This window comes from Maribellus sp. YY47 (assembly GCF_023111095.1).
Classification (GTDB): domain Bacteria; phylum Bacteroidota; class Bacteroidia; order Bacteroidales; family Prolixibacteraceae; genus Draconibacterium.
Map to the genome: position 1 here is coordinate 20,414 of NZ_JALGYW010000009.1, position 19,146 is coordinate 39,559.

A 19,146-nucleotide genomic window follows, 5' to 3' on the forward strand; every position below is an offset into this window, starting at 1 on the left:
TGGGAATTCTACGTTGAATATTCTGCATTAAAAACTAAGAACAATTCCGCGATAGGAGTAAAATTTTTTACGTTCATTTTTGTTGGTGATTCCTGAGAATCACGACTGTTTTATTCACTGATAATTAGGAATCTATATTCTGAATAAGTAGTTGTTCCAAAAAGTTGTTCTAGAGCATTTAACTTGAAATTTTGCTCATAAAGCCGTAATTTGAAAATGAAATACCTGAGAGCACCTTTTCTTCAAAAACAAAATTTTGCGATAGCCCGGCCAAGCTCAAAGTGTTTCCATAAAAGGCAATAAAAACCACCTGTGCCATGACAGGCAATACAGGTGGCGTTAGGAATAAATCAATAATATTAACCGGCTGAATTTAGAAAAACTATGACATCATGCAAAATCCGATTAAAGTGGTCACCCGATACCGAAGGAACGTGTGCAGGTCTGCCGACGCAAAGTGGTCAGTGAATCCGATTCAAACTGGTCAGGCAAACCGACGCAAAGTGGTCAGCTAAAAACATCGAACTTTTTCACGGCTGTTGCAGGCCTACTTTCGCAATAAAAAGCGAAAAGATGGCCAATAAACGAACAGACATGAATAAAGTAAGAAAGACAATTTTATTATATCACCAGGGACGGGATAAGTCCTTTATCAGTCGCTACCTTCAACTTTCCCGAACGACCGTTCAGAAGTACATCAACCTGTTCAAAATACTGGGGCAGGACATTGACCTGATAACCGGCAAAAGCGATGCTGAGCTGGACGCGCTGTTTTCAAGCCATAATCAAACCGAGTTATCACCTAAACTACAAGCCCTTTATGACTTCTTTCCCTACGTGGAAAAAGAACTCAAACGCAAAGGCGTAACCAAACAATTGATGTGGGAAGAGTATTTTGCCCTGCACCCCGACGGATTGCGCAGCAGCCAGTTTAAGAACCTTTATAACCAGTGGAGTAAAAAGGTTAACCCGGTGATGCACATGGAGCATAAAGCCGGAGACAAGCTCTTTATTGATTATGCCGGACAGAAGCTCCATGTTATCGATGGAGAAACCGGTGAGATCAGCGAGGTTGAGTTCTTTGTTGCGATCCTGGGTTCCAGCCAGTACACGTATGCCGAAGCCACACCTTCGCAGCAGAAAGAAGATTTTATAGCTTCGGTAGAAAACGCCTTGTTGTTTTATGGAGGTGTACCCCAGGCTATTGTTCCCGACAACCTTAAATCGGCCGTAACCCAAAGCAGTAAGTACGAGCCGACCATTAATGAAACCTTTGCAGACTTTGCCGAGCACTATCAGACGGCCATATTACCTGCAAGGGCTTATCGCCCACGAGATAAGTCTTTGGTTGAAGGAGCCGTAAAAATCCTTTATCAAAGAATCTATACCGCTCTTCGTAACCGCGTATTCCATTCCATCGAAGAATTAAATGAAGCAATCCGGGAAGAGTTGGAGCTGCACAACAATAAAAAGCTCACAGGTCGGCCTTTGTCGCGAATGCAGATGTTTAATGCCGTTGAAAAAGATGTGCTGTCTCCGTTGCCGGAGAAACCCTATGAGATAAAATACCAGAGCATAGCTACAGTTGGACAGAATGGGCATGTACAGTTGAGTAAAGACAAGCACTATTACAGTGTCCCGTTTCAATACATCCGCAAAAAAGTGAAACTGCTCTACTCGGTATCAACCGTTGTCATTTATCACAAGTACAACCAGATAGCAGTCCATAAGCGCGAGCCTAAGCCGTTCCATTACACAACCAACCCCGAACACCTGGCCAGTACTCACCAGTTTGTTACAGAATGGACACCACAACGCTTCATTAACTGGGGCGCTTCAATCGACCAGTACGTGAAGGAGTTTATCATCCGGCTGCTGGAGCAGCGTGTACATCCCGAGCAGGCTTACAAGAGTTGCCTGGGAGTACTTTCATTTGCCAAAAAGGTCGGAGACGAGCGTTTAACGGCTGCATGTAAACGAGCCCTGGACTACGAAATCTACAACTACCGGACTATCGAAACAATCCTGCAAAAAGGCCTTGATACCATGGGAGAACAAGAAGAAGATGAGATGCCCCGCTTACCTTTTCACACAAACATACGGGGTAATAAGTATTACAATTAAACACCAAAAGCGATGAATGAATCAACATTAGCGAGAATGAATCAACTCAAGCTCTACGGCATGCACGGAGCTTTTAAAACGGCCATCGAGACGGGTAAAACCGATCACTACACCAATGACCAGTTTATGGCGATGCTTATCCAGTCGGAATGGGATGACCGGAATAACCGCAAAACAGAACGAATGGTGAAAAATGCCCGCTTTCACTACAGTTCTTCGGTTGAAGAAATCATCTACGATGAGAGCCGGAACATTAACCGCAACAGCATCATCCGCCTGGCTGACTGCGACTACTTAAACCGGAATGAGAACGTGCTTATCACCGGAAGTACGGGCGTTGGAAAAAGCTACATCGCTACGGCGTTGGGACATCAGGCTTGCATTGAAGGCTATCGTGTGATGTATTTTAATACCACCAAATTGTTTGCCCGGTTAAAGATGGCTAAAGCCGATGGATCGTACCTGAAAGAGATGGCAAAGCTTGAACGGCAACACCTGATTATACTGGATGATTTTGGATTGCAACCATTAGACAACCAAAACCAGTTGATTTTAATGGAGCTTATTGAAGACCGTAATGGGAAAGGCTCGGTAATGGTAACCTCACAAATACCGGTCAAAGGATGGTACGATTTAATCGGTGAGAAAACCATTGCTGATGCCATCATGGACCGACTGGTTCATCAATCACACCGGATTGAATTGACCGGTGAATCTATGCGAAGAAAAAAGAAGATGGTCAATGACCAAAAAAGTTAATTTTACCTAATCAAAACAGCAGAAATGGTTCGTGTTTTTGACCTTGTGAAATACCTGCACACTTTAAATCGGCGAAGCTGCACAGTTTAAATCGGTACAGGTGCACACTTTGGTCGGTATTTGCACATATTTTTCAATTTCTAATATTTCTTGCTTTTTAGAATTTTCTTCTATTTCATTTTGCAAGGAATTTATCTGTAATAATAGTTTGGATATATTATCAGACTTAGATTTCTGATCTTCAGATAGTTCTTTGTCTTCTGATGGGTTTTTAATTACCGAGATTTCTTCCTTAATTTTGAGATGTGCATCTAACTCTTCCTGTTTCCCTTTTATTTTATTTTCAATTGATGTCTTATAATCTGTTGATTGCTTTTTACTTAATTCTAATATTTCAATATTAAGTTCCTTCAACTTAATAATAAAATCATTGATATCGTCATTAATAAGTTCAGTTTTATATGCAATAAAATCATGAAAAGTGTTCTTAGCAAGTTTATCCTTATTTTCAACCCTTGAGAATACCACGTTATTTAATTCTTCTCTAAAATTCGTATCTTCCTCTGTTGAGCATAAATCTTCAAAGAATTTTTGTGGAATATATTTTATTCTTTCATTGTCTGAAAAGTCAATATTCTCAGATAATAATTTCGATTTTTTAATTCCGTCATTCCAAAAAATAGTTGCTTCGAAGTTCTCTGCATAACCTTTTTTGCAAAACTTACTTTTATTTAAAAAAGAAAATAGTTTATCCTTCTGGTCTGTAATTGAAACTTTTGAATTGCCTAATAATCCTAGTACATCCGCAATTGCACTTTTACCTTTACCTTTATTTCCAATTATTGCGCATAGCCCATTATTAAATTCGATAGTTGTATTATCGAACCATTTACCATTATTGCCTTTATATGTATCAATTGATTTGATTATAAGTTTATTGAAGTATTTCGTAGGACTATTATTAATAGTATCTAGAAATTGAGGGCGTTTGCCGATAAAAATTCTTTCTTCTGGTTCAAAAATTATTTGTCTTAACCCTTCAAAGGTTGTATCAGATTTAATCCAACAGTATCGCTCAAAATCTGGTTCATATATTTTTTCAAAAGCATGAGCATCTGAACCCCAAATGCAGGGTTTAAGAGACTTAAATTCTTTAATAAAATCGTCTTGGTTTTTATGTTTTTTACCAAGACCAAATTCAATTGTATTTGGAGTCGATGAAAATAGAAAATTTGATTTTTGAATTATTGATTTTCTAATCATATGACCTTGTCCAGTCCATTTGATTTTTGACAAATCTTCATCAGATGGAACACCAATTAAATATTTTTTCAAAAATCTTGAATCATCCAATATTTTAGAAATATCGCTGTGTTGTACAGTTGCTGTAAGCATTCCTGTAAATAAAGGATTTTGCCCCTTGAACTCAGCTTGTTCATTTTGTAATTTTTCACCCAATTCGATTAAATTGCTTTCCTTTAATTTTCGTTGGTTATCTTTTTCAAAAGGCAATGATTCGTGTACAAAATCAAGTTCATGCAGAAAATGTTCTTCAATATCTCGAATAGGAACTTCGTTTGAGAAAATTACATGAAAGTTTATTCGTCTACCTTCTACTAACTCATGTAGTCTAAATTCGATATTAGGTAATATCAATATTTTCTTAATACTTTGTATTTCTGAGTCCGAAAACAACTCCTTTAGTTTCTCTTCACTATTTAAATATTCATTTATAATTTTTTTATATCCATCAATTGTAAAGTAATCAGTTATTCCAATTACAGCAATTTTTTTTTCAATTGCTCTTTTAAATATTTCTTTTACATAATTATCAAAGTCATTACCAAAACCATTATTTAAAACTGAAAATGGTGAATGGATATGTAAATCCCACTTCCTCCATATTGAACCTCTTTCGTCATTCATGATTATTAGTATTTGGTGACTTTAAATTTACACTGGTGCGGTGGTAAAAAAAGCATGTGTTTGGCAGCGAAGGGATGGTTGCAGGGATGAGCTGACAAACTTATGCTTTGTGCGTTAGGGTTACTTAGTATTTCAATTTTCCTTTTTCTCATCAAATTAGTACGATGTTTCTGTCTTGGTGGCTTGCGTACAACGGTTGGTACATGTTGTCGGGGCGGATTTCGAAGAGCGTTCCTGTCCGAAGGACAAGGAACTGCGATGCGAGAATCCGCAGTTGGCGTACCACCAAACCCCGCCCTGCAATATGTACTGTGTTAGCAACAGGTTTTTATTCATTTGTTTCATTTTTTGATGTCAATCGATAAGCACTAAGTCGTAAAATACATAAAAATACTTTACAGCATTTTTCCATTGTATATTCGCCTGGATGATAGAAGCCATGAGCAATACTGTGCCTAATGTTATCCCCTTTTTTTGTGAAAATCATTTTAAATAACGTAAGGTCATTCTTTGAGAATACTTTCTTGGCAGCTTCACAGTTTAGCAAGTCATCTAAAAGCATTTCTTGCAATTCATTTCTTTTTACAACACTCGTGTTTCCACCTACAATTCTTATGAAATCTCGTAAAGCACCTTCAAATTTAAGAGTTAAAGAATCTAAGGGCAGAACCCAATTGGTATATGTTAATCCTTTGCCAACAAGGAAAGATGTTTCCATTTGAATCATAAAGCTATGCAAAGCAGGAGCTAAGAGATTAAGCCATGTATAAGATTTGTTGTCAGAACTACTGCGCATTTTTGTTTCTTCAATGCTTTGCCCAAACCAAGACTTTCTATTTAAGTAATCATAAAGGTGATGGTAAGTAATTTTTCTATTATATGCTCCTACTTGAAGAACCCTGATGAGCTCAATTAATGCACCTAATCCTAATGAATACGAATAGTTAGTATAAATCTCTTTCTCAAGGTTTTCTTCATCTGACAAAGTCTTGATATTATTGTTGATGTCAAACACACTACTTGTAACATGCTGTAAGAATGATTTTCTATAATTCTTTGTAGCAATTTCGACGACACTGTCAATGTCAGGGAACAAGTGAGTATGAATAGAGAAATGATAGAATATTACATCAACCTCCCATGTCAAAATTGCTTTTACCCGCCTATTGATTTCTTCATTTAAGATTCGTTGCGCATCTTTATCGGGTGAAACATCAATAGCATGAAGTTCAATCTGAGATTTTGCGTGAGTGTATTTTTTTAAATACAGTTCGTATTTTTCAGTGTTTTTAGCCTTTTTATAATATTCGACAATTTCTCCTAAAGCCTGAGCTCTAATAAAATCAGATTCATCAGGGTGTTCATTTAAAATGATTAATTCATTCTCGGCAAGCTTTTCAAAATATATTGAAGTATCAATTCCGTTATTATTACAAACCCGAATAGCATTATTTAAAATTTCCTTGTTATTAAAAAATCCTGCTTCTTTGGAATGACCTATCCACTGCAACGCAAGCTCAGGGAAAAAAGTAAGTTCATTAGATTTAAAAAGCGGTGAATTGATTAAAAGAGTTGAAATAATATGTTTTTGATAAATTTCTATTTGTTTGTCATTGATAAGTACAACTAGCTCTTTCTTTGTCGTTTCTACACAATATTTTATTTTTTCAGTAAGTTTAATAATAGCTTCAATTGCTGGAATAAATCTATCGTAAGCATCATTTTCCAACTTAAGATTTAAAAGCTTTTTATAAGCGTTAATCGCATTGATACCATATTTCTGGTTTTTATCAACATAAAATAGAATGTGATTGTAACGTGCAATTAATACTGGATTTTTAACTAATTGTGCTCGTTCCTTAAGATAAGTTATCTGTTCCTCTGAATATACGTCAGGGGTAGGGAACCCAATTTCTTTTCCATTTTCATCAACAGAGTAAAAATCAGAAATAAGCTGTCCTTCTCGTAATGCGAATCGTAAACTTATATGTTCTGCATTTAATAAATTATTCCATTCAAAATCGAACATTTCAGTCATGGGTTTTAGTTGCTTCATTAATTCCCATCTGTCGAATTTGGTAATCGACTCTAGCTGATTATAGTATTCTTGTATTTGGTCTGGAATATTTTTCACTCTTAATTAGTTGTGACGTGTTTTTTTAAACTTGTTGCTAACGGTCACTTGTATGTGGTCGGGCGGGATTTCGAAAAGAAATCCTGTCAGACCCGCAGGAAAGTGGGTACGAGGTCTGACTTGTCAGACCGCTAAAACCCCCGCCTGCCATATACAATTTGTTAGGGCTAGTTATTTCATTCATTTTCCATTTGGTCAAGTAAATAAGAAAAACTTGGGCTCGAATAATCTATTCCGTCTAATACATTGATTTCATTTGCAAGATTCATCGCATCGAAACCGTCCTCTATTTTGTTGACAGTGAATAGTAAGTTTCCTGATGAATACTCTTTTTCCATAGTGAATTTTGATGAGTTATCCGCAAGAAATTCGTCAAAATCAGTTTCTGTCATTGCTGATTTAATGAAAAATTTGTTAGTCAAAAATCCAATGCCTCCGTCAGTAAAAAAAGAAGGTGTTGCATAATAAACTGAAGCTATTGAATTGAGTCTTTTTAGTAAGTTTAGATATTCTGTCTCAGTAATTCCGCTTTTTAAAAAAATATAAGTTCGGTAATAATTTTCTATAGTACTTTTCTCTAAGTCAATTTCTGAATACTGCTCAAGTGTCATAATCGCCTGATTTTTTGAATAGTCAGCTTCGTTAAAAGCTACAAGAATCATTTGTGGATTAATGTCTAAATGAATGATACTATCTCCATAATAATAAAGAATTTCTTTACTAAAAGTCGGAGGTTCATTCTCATTTTCTTTTGAGCATGAAAAGCATGTTGTCAAAAAGAGAAAGATTAAAGCAAGATTTAAATTACCAGTCGTTTTCATAGTTGATTTTTTTCAGTAAGATGATTTAACTCTCTCATTAGTTGCGTCTTTATAATTAGCCCTAACGGTCACTTGCAAGTTGTCGTTGCGGATTTCGAAGAGCGTCAGTGTCCGGTAGGACATGACGGTCAAGAAAGGAGCAGAGACAACGCACACCACTGCACCCGCAATGCAATTTGCAATTTGTTAGCGGTTGTTTTTTTGTTTCTTGTCATTTACATTATTCCAATATTCATTTGAAATTCTATCTAAATCGTCAATTGTTAGAATCTTGTTATTTTGATTTTTTATTATGATGTCATCGCATTTAATACTCAACTTTCCCCCACAAAAGTCAAAGTTTGTGTCATGCTGGTTACAGTCAATTACAACCTCGTCTCCAAAATTTTCGGCTGAGAGAATTTCGAGGTTTGCTTGAAAAACTTGGTCTATTTCGGTAAAAACTTTTTGGGGTAGATTAATGGGATTCATCCAAGCATTAAAACTAATTTTCTCGATATTGATTAAATCAACAAAGAATAACTCAAATGAACTATCTATAATATTTGCTAAATATTGACATTCAATTGTCAAAGTCAGATTTGTTTTATTGCCGGTCCATTTTGTGATAATTCCATCATGAAAAATTGAAAATGTATCAACGATATTTTGCACGTTTTTATCCTTTACATTTTTCTCCAAATCAATTTTTATTTTTGATAAGTCTTGTTTTTCATTTAATGAATATTTTTCAAAAGCTAATTTTTCAATTTGTTCTTCTTGTAATCCTTTTTCCCGTAATTCTCTGCAATATGTTGCCCTGAGTCCTGATAAATCATCGAAAGGGTGTTTTTCAAGAATTTTCAGATGTTCCTCATATTCTTTTTTACTCCAGGATTCATCAAGTATTGAAAGTAGTTCTATCTGTTTTTCAAATGCAATTCTTCTAACATCTTTGTTTTCGATTCTATTTTTTAGTTCGTATTTAAAAGACATTATTGCAGTAATACTCGAAAAAATCCAATACAAAAGTTCATCAGAATCCTCAGTTGTTTTTCTTTCGAATTCCTTTCCTCTTTCAATGAGAACATAATGAAGATTCCCATTTCTGTCAATCTCAATGAGTGGAGATTGTTCTCCATTTGAATATTTGTAGTATGGTAATAAATTGTCAGGTACGTTTATTTTACTTGCCAATTCTTTTACTTTTTTTCTGATATGTCGATACCTAATTCTTGACATTTTTCTGTCTTTTCAAAATAACCGCTAACGGTCACTTGCAAGTTGTCGTTGCGGATTTCGAAGAGCGTCAGTGTCCGATAGGATATGACGGTCAAGAAAGGAGCAGAGACAACGCACACCACTGCACCCGCAATGCAATTTGCAATTTGTTGGGCGTTCGTTTTTTATCTAAAGAACTTTCTTATTTTTTTAAATCCAATTAAAATGAAGTATCCTACAATGGAATAGGATAATCCAATTAAAGCCGACCAAACAATCAATGCTGTTGATTCTTGATTTGATTTTATTATGAATCCGACAACGATGCAGACATATATAAACCCAATGGCTATGCTAATCCATAAATCTCTTTGTCTTTGTTTAACTTCATTCGTTTTCTCAACTAGTGTTACAGATTTATGTACGATTGTCGGATAAATGCCTGCATTCGTACCATCAATGGGGTCTTCTATTAAAAAGTTGAAAATTGCCTTGTCTCCTCTATTTAAAACAGGAATAAAATAATCACGATTAGAGGTAACAAAGTCAATACTCGGTTGAAATTCTCTAGGTATTATTTTTAGATTTTCATTATCAGGGTCGTCAGGAAGTTCTGAATAATGGCTCAATACGTCGTTAAAACTATTTGAGAACTGTTGGGTCCAGAGCAGAGGTGAAAAGCTACTAACGATAAATCCCTCGTTGCCCTGAAAGATTGCTCCGAGTCCTAAAGTAAAACGAATTGATAAATTTTCAAGGTCAATTGAATTTTTATTCTCTAATTCAATTGTTGCCACTTTCAATGTAGTTACAACTCTTTCATTAAGTGTTATTCTCAATTGTCCACCAAGATTATTTGATAAGGGCGGTGTTACTTTTTGTGTTTTTATTTCATAATTGAGAGTTCTAAATCTATTCTTGAATCTCTCAACCAATATACCGACGAATAATCCAAATAGAGAAGTTACTATTAGGGTTATTGTTGGAGGTATTAAATTAATCAGTGTTTGTTTATCCATAAGCTATTTGTTTTAAAATGACGCCCAACGGCCAGTGCAAGTGGAGTGCGGGACTTTGAAAAACATCATTGTCAAGCTGCCACAGAGCCAAGCCGGCTTTTTATTAAACATATTTTTAAAACCGACATCCGTCAAAGACGGATTGGCGGTAGTTGAACAGGGCGAAAACGCTGAAAAACTACGCCCGTCCGCATTACATTTGCACTTTGTTACCGCCTGGTTTTTATTCATCGTCAGTTTGTTAACAGTATAAAAGTATCAATTTCCACATAAATTTTCCAAGTAACCACTTGGTATCTAAAATTTTCTTACCCCCAAAAGTCAAAGTTGTTTGTGGGTTGCAAGTAACTGCCGCCGATTAGGAATTTGAAACGTGAGCTTAACCATTCCTAATTTATGCCGCTGGCGGAAAACTTGCGAGTACAAAACTGTCCGCCAATTTTTTTTATTCCAGCCTAAGTACCGAAAAGCCAAAATTCAAACAGCCTGAATAACTACTGGCTGTTCCTAAAAAGTGCTTCACAGTCAGGTTGCAAAACGGTTTTACAAATTGTCAAACTGCAAAAATTGGCAACAGCACTAAACTTTATTTGCAAGTTTTGTGACAGCAACTTTCGGGGCGAGCAGAAAACCAAAGAACGGACTTGTCAAATAACCACCAATTTATTTTTCTTAAACTTGGCGGTAACGGTCACTTGTATGTGGTCGGGCGGGATTTCTGGAAGAAATCGTGTCAGACCCGCAGGAAAGTGGGCACGAGGTCTGACTTGTCAGACCGCTAAAACCCCCGCCTGCCATATACAATTTGTTACCACACGTTTTTTATTTATTTTTCTCTATTGCTTTATTTAAAGCTGTATTCAGTTTGTTTTTTAATTCTTTGTCATTTATTGATTTTACTACTCTTTCTTGAATATTTTCAAGGTCAACCAAATCAAGTAAGGGATTTTCAATTTCCTGGATTAGATAATCAAAATCAATGCTGTCTTTATGTTTGGTCAGCACCTTGGAAAATTGTTCTGGTTGACTTTGTAGTAGTTTAAACAAAACTTCATTGCTGAACTCACTATATTCCACATTGTTCTTACACTCTCTTCCAAATGATTGCAGAAATTTAACTATCAATTCGTCATTACAGTTTTCGATGTTTTCACTCATTTCAAGTACAATTTCAATATTGCATTTTGATAAACTATTCTTTGTCTCTTGAGCATGTAATTCCCTCGCAATAAGAATAGTTATTGTTACAATGAGAATTATTTTGAAATGAAATTGCATGTTCTTTTAAGTTTTTATGGTCCACAACAGTTTATGTAATAGTCCATTTCTCCAAAGGATAAATGAAAAGACAAATCACAGATTCCTGTTTCGTCTGTCTCTGCCCAAACTATCGCCTCTAAATTTCCGTTTCCATCCAAATCTCCTTTTAGTTTTATTTTATCAATTGGTATGTTCTCTGAAATTGGCTCTATTTTTTCTCTATTTAAGTTTGTAATTACAAAACACGAAACATTGTCAACTTGAAGGTTTGTCTTTAATTCTCTCTTTAAATTTTGTTTTTTTATCCTTGTCGTAAATGTTGGTCTGAATTGAATACCACCATCATTTTCACACCAAAATTCAATTTTTATTGAGTCTTTAAAATTTAATGTCGCTATTTCTCCTTTGTCGTCAAACAATGTAATTGGTGAGTTATTTACAAACTTGGTAATTACGTCTTTCCATTCAAGAATCGGTCTTTCGATTTCATAGTTAGAAATTGTCTTGTACGGAAACACAATTTCAATTTCATATTCTGTTTCTAAGTCCAGTTTTACTGTAGCTACTCCAATTGAATTTTCTTTAAAATCCTGAGAGTAGATAATGCTTGTAGAAAACAGGATTATTAATAATATGAATGTTAGTTTCTGCATCTCGTTCAAAATGTGTGGTAACGGTTAGTACATGTTGTCGGGGCGGATTTCGGAGAGCGTTCCTGTCCGAAGGACATGGAACTGCGAAACGAGAATCCGCAGTTGGCGTACCACCGAACCCCGCCCTGCAATATGTACTGTGTTAACGGTATGTGCTTATTTTTTTCTTAATACTCCTAATATCATTAAAATATGAATAATCCGCTCTATCGATTGATAAGTGAATGAATTAATATCGCAAATTCCATGGCATACATCATTTCTTATATTCCAACCTCTTTGGTCTGTAAAAAGAACACGTAAATAAATTTGAATATCTTCATTAAATACCATTTTAACTATTTCATCTCCTAACAACTCATTAAATGTTTTTAATTGAAATCCACCTTTGTCTCTTGCAGCCTTGAATATTATTCCTCCAGACATTTCGATAAGATTTCTAATAGCCTCTTCAATTTGTGGAATTAGTAAATGTATTGCAACTATTAAGTCGTCGCTGAAATATGCATCGAGTCCACGCGCTATAATTTTGAGTCTAGATTCCTCAAAAACTGGTGACTTTTCAATGAATTCCAAAATATCATTTGTGTCTAATAATTTGGAGCTTGTTATTTTATAAAATACATGTCTTAAAAAAATGGCTTCATAAGATAAATCCTCAGAAAGTTCCATAATTAGTCTCCCATCAATATCATCTTCAAGTGAACCGATTGTCGCAACAACCCTCCCTTTGGCATCTTGAAGTGTTATTGGAACAATATAATTAAATGGTGTTTTTTTAGCCATCTCAAACATGCGTTCTCTTACTTCATCTTTTTTAGGAATAAATCGATTAATAATATTGTTTATAATTTCTGTTTTGCTTTCAGTTGTCATTAAGTCTACAAAACCATCCATTTTTTCTTTGGGAATATTAAATGATGACTCCGTAAGTGAGAGTTCATCATTTATCTTAGGACCAAGCTCTTGTAATCTTCTTAACAAGTTTTTTACTTCTTCATTTAAACCATAATTTGTATAAACTTTGTATAAATGCCTTAGCCATGAAGAAATTTGCATCGCACTACTATCTGCTTCTTTTAGTTCAAAAGCTGCACCAAGTTGTAGCATGATTTCCTTAATAATATCTGTTCGATTTTTTTTCTTATAATAATCGCAAAGTCTTTTGGCAGCATACTCTGCATCCCAAGGATTTAGGTTATCTTTTGATGATAATTTGTTAAAGCGAACGTGTAATTTATTAATAATTCCAAGTTCTTCCTCGCTTGTAAGAACTATTCTCTTATTTCCAAGCAAGTAGTCAAAAGAGAATCCCCACAAATTATTTTTCTCATTTTTTGAAAATTCCTCTTCAAGTTCAACTGTAATTTTTTTCGCTTTTTCAATTAGTTCTGGTTGATTCAATGAACATGCAACATTAACAGCTCTTTTAATTTTGATAACTAATTCAATCTCATAATGAAATAATCTGTTCTCTACGGTATTTATTAGGCTCTCTACGTATGAGATACCAACTTTGTATTCAGGATTGTTATTTGTGACGCTTTTAGTAAAATCCCAAATTAAACCACAATAACGAGCTTTTAGTAATGGATTTCGACTTTCGTCTTTTCGCTTATGCCAATAGTTTAATATGTCCTGATTAACTTGGGCAATTGAAGGAGATTCAGTTATTGAACCATCATCATTTTTCCAAACAATCATAGGTTTGTAGTATGTATTCCATTCATTTTTTTCTCCAGAGAGATTCTCTACAAAACCGAAAGCTAATGCTTCTGCGTGTAGTTCAAATGGAATCACATCATTCTCAGGAACATATTTTCTCAATATATCCGAAATGTCATGTTCTGAGACCTTCGTTTGATTTTCAATTTCTTCAATAAAATTCTTCATTTGGCAAGAGTTTTTTTCAGCATTACCGTTAACGGTTGGTGTAAGAATAGTAGCCGACTGCGTGGTACTTTCCTGTCAGGTTACAAAAAGTAGAAGCGTGCTACAATACCTGAAATTATTACTGACCCGGCTATTATTTTTACACATTGTTATCGGCTGTATTTATTGGATTCAATACTCGGTAAAGAATTTCAAAAACACCTTCCTTTAAATCTGACGAACAGCTTTGGTAAAACTCAAGTGATTCTTCGATTAATTCTTGATTATAAGCAAGTTTTGCTCTTTGTAAAGAAATTAATCTTATTGGCGCTAAAATTTCTTTGTTATCGGGTTCCGTCAGTTCAACTTTTTCCTTGTATTTCCTTTTTATTGGTGATCCATTAGATAAATATCTTAACGGGTGTTTAAGAATAACTTCTGAAAGTATTTGAGGTTCTTTGTGAATATTAAGTAATGGAAAATCTTCCCAACCAAAAAAGTCAAGTAACCTAGTGTTATCTGTTGCAGAGTATTTGATAAATCTTTCAAGATCGAGTTCTGTCCCCTCTGGCCCATTTATGTATAGAATAGAAAATTCTAATTGTCCAATTTCCTCAGAAGACAACATACACTGCATTTTTTCTAAAAAATGATTGTATTTTGTTTCTTCAAAGTTGAAAACATGAAATGTTTCAAACTTTTTATCCCACAAATATAATCGTAGGTTATCCCTATATCCTTTCAGAACCCCATCATAATTTTTTAAACTTACCCACATTGTACTAGAGGAGCTTCTATTTTCTAAAATACTTTCCTTTTTTGATTTAATTGAGATTAATAATTTGTTCAGGAAATCATTTCTTGTAAATGATTTTATTTCATCTAATAGATGGATTGAAATTTCAGAAATATCGGATAATATGACTTCTAAGAATATTTTGAGGACTGTGTTGTAATGCTTATTTTTTGCAAAGCTTTTTAAAGTTGATTTAATCAAATTTGCTTTTGTATCATTCAAGCCTGAAAAAAATCGGATACCTGTTGTTGATAATAAGTAATTTCTTATAAGCCTTAAATCATTTTTGCTAATACTGCTAGGTGAAAGAGAATCTAGGTAGTCAAAAAAGAGTGGCTTGAAAAACTCATCCCTAAGTAATGATTCATTGTATATAAATAAATAAAATATCCTCTTTTGCTTCGAAGTATTCTGAATTTGTTCAATAAGTATTTTTCTAATTTCAGGAATTTCATGATTATGCATTAAAACTTTTACCAAGTTGTCATATAACAGATCGTTATCTGTATTTAAACTTTTTATAATTCTCTCAATGATAAACTTTTGTTTTTCGGACAATAATAATTCTCTAAATACTTCAATAAAAGAATTGATTAACGACTGATATTTGAAGTTTGATAAAATGTAGAATATTTTATCAAGGATTTCATTAAAAATCGAATCATTAATCGCAATATCATCAGCAACTATTAAGCAAACAAGTTGAAGTGGACGGAAAGCATCTGGAAAGTTATCATCAACTTCCAAAATGTCTTTTATAAATTTTGATGTTTGAGTGCGACCAGCTTTCCCTTTAAAAGATAGCCTAATTTGTGACGCAGAAAGCCTTATTATTTCTGTCCAACGTGATTGGAAAATATAGTCTTTTAAATCTAACTCTTCTTCACTCCATAACGAAACAAACTCAATTGAGCTAAGGTATTCCTCAAACGTAAGGTGCATAAAACCATAAAATCTATTTCCTTGGTCATCAACACCCTTTTCATAAATGAATCCTGTTTGTTGGCGGATAAATTTGATAAACTCTCTACAACTAGTTTTTGCTTCTGAAGAGGTTGAATTGGTATGAATCTCTTGATATACTTTTAAAAAGATATCTTTAAACTCATTTTCTTCTATTAACGCATTTGACTTTGATTTATGTATCTCGAAGGCAATTGGTGCTAATATTTCTAAAATCTCTGACTTATCCTTTAATTGACTTTCATCCGATATGCGAAGATGAACCCAATGCTCTAAAAAAGTATCAGTACTTATTTCATATAATTCAATTCTTTTACTTGGCAGCTTTTTCCCTTGGTAATGTATCATTGCAATAATGGTCATTAGCAATGGATTCGTTGCCAATTTTAGTACAGAGGGATTTCTTTTTATAGAATTAAAAAGAGTATCCGCCAATAAATCTGCATGCTCATAATCTTTGTCAGTATGATCTGCAATACTTTTATACCACTGGTTCGCAAACAGTTCAATTTCTTCTTCTCTAAATGATAATAATTTATAATGCGAAAATGTTGGTCCTAGTTTTGCTTCTTGATATCCAACAATTCTAGAAGTAACAAAATACCGGTTATTTGGGTACCTAGCTATTAAATCCGTAACCTGTTCTGTTACTTTTAGCCTTAATGAAGTTTCTGTTATTTCATCCAGCCCATCCATTAATATTAGCAAATTCGAATATTCAAAACTTTCTTTGTATATGTCTTGATACTGAATATCAATATGATTAGTAATGAATTCGTAAATTGATTTTTTATATTTTTTATAATAATCAGAATAGTCTGAGAGTCTAAAGAGAACCGGTACTATATTTTTTAATATATGCTCGCTATCTCTAAGTGTGCTAATAAGGGTAGACAAATATTTGAGAAGGGTTGATTTCCCTGAACCAGGATCGCCAAGAATTACAAGAGTTCTATGATTTAAAATTTCAATACTTTTAAAAGTGTTTTTATCTTCTCCTAATTCCAAATTTTCGTCAAGGATATTTGGTACTAAATCGGTCTGTTTGTTTATTGAAAGAGGAACGAAAATGTCATCTAACTCCATTTGCACTTCTTTCCCTGCAATTTTTGGAGAGAAGCCTCTTAACTCGAGAAATTTAAATTTATTATTTATGTAATTGTCATAATCTTTAATTGTTTTTTGATACAGCCTATCATCTTGTGTATAACTTTCAAAAACAATTCTTCTTAACTCATCAAATTCATCTTTTTTAATTAACTGTTGATCAATCTTTTTTAGTAAATCAATTATCTGATCAAGTTTAAGACATTCTATTAAAATCGTTTTTATTCCATCTTTTTCATTTATTAGGTTAAAGAATGAGTTTATATAATAGCTAAAACAATCCTCTAATATTTGTTTTACTACTTTAGGATAGTTTGAGTGAAGATCATATTCTTGAATAATATTTTCGGATATTTTTTCGATATAGTCACTCTTTGTAAAATTTGTAAAAGAAAAATATCTCTCGTCACATATTATTCTTAAAAACTTTTCTTCATCCTTTCTAATTGCTTTCTTGAACTTATTAGTAACCTGACGAGCAAATTCATCATAATTTTGTTTGTGAGTATCAATAGATTTATAAAATGAATCTAAATACAATTTTTCAAGTGAAACCTTCCCGCCAAGTCTTTCTTTTATCTTTTTGGCTTGGTCATATGTAATATTTGCGAAAATGCTTAAAGGGAAACCTAATAAGGTTAGTGTAATTGGTTCCATAGTATTTTATTTTTAATATAGCCGATAACGGTTGGTACATGTTGTCGGGGCGGATTTCGGTGAGCGTTCCTGTCCGAAGGACACGGAACTGCGATGCGAGAATCCGCAGTTGGCGTACCACCAAACCCCGCCCTGCAATATGTACTTTGTTATGGGTTGGTTTTTTTCATTTTCAAGTTATTTCTTTTCCTCGTTCTTAAGTTTCATTTTTGTAATCGCATTCTCAAACCAATCAGCATTGTCAATGGCAAATTTATAGGTACTTGGAGAACCGTATTTGTCAGCTTCTGCTACAAACTTTATTTCACCACCATTAAGTAAAATATTTCTCAGTTTCTTGTCATATTCGTCTTCAATAGTAGTATTTCCATGGTCGCTATTGTAAGCACGTATTTCGAATTCCTTATTGTTTTTGTCTCTTATTTTAAAGTAAATGAATCCTTCTCCTTTTACAGGATGGTCTCTGGCATATTCATAAAGTTGGATACGAGAACTATTTTTATCAATCATAAATCTAACTTTTAGGTCAGAATTTGTCGTTGCAGAATTACTGAATGTCCCATTGACAAACATTGACACAAAAAATTCACCAGTTCGTTCTCCAAAATCATCAACATAATATCCAATGTCCCATGACCCCAGATTATTAATGTTTGCAAGTTTAATACTGTCTTGTCGTGCTTTTTCCTTTATAGCAAGTTCTTCTTCAATTTTTTTGTCGATTGTTGGTTGAAGTTTTTTAAAATATGCTATTTCTTTCGATTCAGGGTGTTTATCAGATAGCTGTTTTATATACTTATCAGCTAACAAATATTTGCCGTCATCGATTGAATTTTTTGCAAGATTTACTATTCTTTCTTCTCCATTTTCTAATTCATCGATTTGTGCTTTTAGTTTCGTTATTTCTTCAGTCATCGATTTGCATTTGTTCTCTAAATCAGTGTAACTGGTCTTTGAAACACAACCAGAAAGGAAAATTAATGAAACCAGAAAGAGAATTGAATTTTTCATAATTTTTGGTTTTTATTGTTTGGTTTTTCTTTTTTAAACTTACCCATAACGGTTGGTACATGTTGTCGGGGCGGATTTCGGAGAGCGTTCCTGTCCGAAGGACACGGAACTGCGATGCGAGAATCCGCAGTTGGCGCACCACCGAACCCCGCCCTGCAATATGTACTGTGTTAGCAGCTGACATTATTTTCTTTTTTTTATAAATACGATTGTCAGTAAGACTAAATTCATCAATGCAAGAAAAGCTATCAAATAGATTTGTCTGTTTTCATTTCTTGTCTCGATTATTATACTGTGTTCTTTCTTATATTTTCGAAGTTTTTCTAAGTCAGACAACCAATAATTTAATCCATCAATTTTTCTTTCAAGTTTATAAATTTTCACTTTTAATGAATCTGAAGTTTGGTCTTTAAACTCAGGAAATATTGAAGCTGGCGGAATTAAAATATTTGTTCTTGTCAGAGAAATTGTCGGACTGCAATTATTTATTTCAATTGTTGAATCATTTATTTGTGATGCGTAAACTATCCATAGTCCAGGTTCTTTTGGAATTTCGGAGCACATTCCTGTTATACATCCATTAATTATATCATGCTGATAGTCACCTTTGAAAAGTTCATTGATTTTGAATTGATAGGCTTTAACAAATGGGTCATCGTATTCGCATGAGATTAATTCTCCAGTAAAAATTAAGTCTGAATTGAGTATCGCTTTATGAACAGTACTGTCCCGTTCTTCTTTTGGGCATCTACATGCATTACAATTTAGATAAAGCAGTATTCCGATTAATAGTAAAGTAACTTTCATTAAATGCGATTTTATGTTTGCTGCTAACGGTCACTTG

14 protein-coding genes are annotated in these 19,146 nt (G+C 34.0%); 2 read left to right on the plus strand and 12 right to left on the minus strand.

Translation table 11 applies throughout. The features are described from left to right. The first annotated feature begins 594 nt into the window (after window positions 1-594). Window positions 595-2,124, plus strand: a complete 1,530-nt coding sequence (istA, locus tag MR764_RS08885; RefSeq protein ID WP_247979058.1) for an IS21 family transposase — start codon at window positions 595-597, stop codon at window positions 2,122-2,124. Between the two features lie 36 nt (window positions 2,125-2,160). Further along, window positions 2,161-2,883: an IS21-like element helper ATPase IstB gene (istB, locus tag MR764_RS08890; protein WP_247979059.1), complete on the plus strand. Its 723-nt coding sequence runs from the start codon at window positions 2,161-2,163 to the stop codon at window positions 2,881-2,883. Between the two features lie 63 nt (window positions 2,884-2,946). Here the strand turns inward: istB and MR764_RS08895 are convergent, their stop codons facing one another. The 12 genes from MR764_RS08895 to MR764_RS08950 all read right to left on the minus strand — a co-directional run bounded on the left by MR764_RS08895 (window position 2,947) and on the right by MR764_RS08950 (window position 19,109). Continuing rightward, window positions 2,947-4,809 carry a TrlF family AAA-like ATPase gene (locus MR764_RS08895; protein WP_247979060.1) on the minus strand — a complete coding sequence of 621 codons (1,863 nt, stop codon included), beginning with the start codon at window positions 4,807-4,809 and terminating at the stop codon, window positions 2,947-2,949. Window positions 4,810-4,965: 156 nt separating this feature from the next. Beyond that, window positions 4,966-5,145, minus strand: coding sequence for a hypothetical protein (locus MR764_RS08900; protein WP_247979061.1), 180 nt, complete (start codon window positions 5,143-5,145; stop codon window positions 4,966-4,968). Continuing rightward, window positions 5,138-6,943, minus strand: coding sequence for a DUF4209 domain-containing protein (locus tag MR764_RS20360; protein WP_247979062.1), 1,806 nt, complete (start codon window positions 6,941-6,943; stop codon window positions 5,138-5,140). The genes MR764_RS08900 and MR764_RS20360 overlap by 8 nt, the downstream gene beginning before the upstream one ends. 176 nt (window positions 6,944-7,119) lie before the next feature. Continuing rightward, window positions 7,120-7,764: a hypothetical protein gene (locus MR764_RS08910; RefSeq protein ID WP_247979063.1), complete on the minus strand. Its 645-nt coding sequence runs from the start codon at window positions 7,762-7,764 to the stop codon at window positions 7,120-7,122. Between the two features lie 186 nt (window positions 7,765-7,950). Further along, on the minus strand, window positions 7,951-8,985 hold the full coding sequence (locus MR764_RS08915; RefSeq protein WP_247979064.1) for an Imm63 family immunity protein: 1,035 nt from the start codon (window positions 8,983-8,985) through the stop codon (window positions 7,951-7,953). Window positions 8,986-9,149: 164 nt separating this feature from the next. Further along, the gene (locus tag MR764_RS08920; RefSeq protein WP_247979065.1) at window positions 9,150-9,983 is read right to left on the minus strand and encodes a hypothetical protein; all 834 of its coding nucleotides are present in this window, start codon (window positions 9,981-9,983) and stop codon (window positions 9,150-9,152) included. A gap of 822 nt (window positions 9,984-10,805) precedes the next feature. Beyond that, window positions 10,806-11,141 carry a hypothetical protein gene (locus MR764_RS08925; protein ID WP_247979066.1) on the minus strand — a complete coding sequence of 112 codons (336 nt, stop codon included), beginning with the start codon at window positions 11,139-11,141 and terminating at the stop codon, window positions 10,806-10,808. A 134-nt stretch (window positions 11,142-11,275) separates the two neighbouring features. Next, window positions 11,276-11,896, minus strand: coding sequence for a hypothetical protein (locus tag MR764_RS08930; protein WP_247979067.1), 621 nt, complete (start codon window positions 11,894-11,896; stop codon window positions 11,276-11,278). A gap of 156 nt (window positions 11,897-12,052) precedes the next feature. After that, window positions 12,053-13,789, minus strand: a complete 1,737-nt coding sequence (locus MR764_RS08935; protein WP_247979068.1) for a DUF4209 domain-containing protein — start codon at window positions 13,787-13,789, stop codon at window positions 12,053-12,055. A 139-nt stretch (window positions 13,790-13,928) separates the two neighbouring features. Further along, window positions 13,929-17,291 carry an NACHT domain-containing protein gene (locus MR764_RS08940; protein ID WP_247979069.1) on the minus strand — a complete coding sequence of 1,121 codons (3,363 nt, stop codon included), beginning with the start codon at window positions 17,289-17,291 and terminating at the stop codon, window positions 13,929-13,931. Between the two features lie 177 nt (window positions 17,292-17,468). Continuing rightward, window positions 17,469-18,302, minus strand: coding sequence for a hypothetical protein (locus MR764_RS08945; RefSeq protein WP_247979070.1), 834 nt, complete (start codon window positions 18,300-18,302; stop codon window positions 17,469-17,471). Window positions 18,303-18,485: 183 nt separating this feature from the next. Next, window positions 18,486-19,109, minus strand: coding sequence for a hypothetical protein (locus MR764_RS08950; RefSeq protein ID WP_247979071.1), 624 nt, complete (start codon window positions 19,107-19,109; stop codon window positions 18,486-18,488). Window positions 19,110-19,146: the final 37 nt, after the last annotated feature.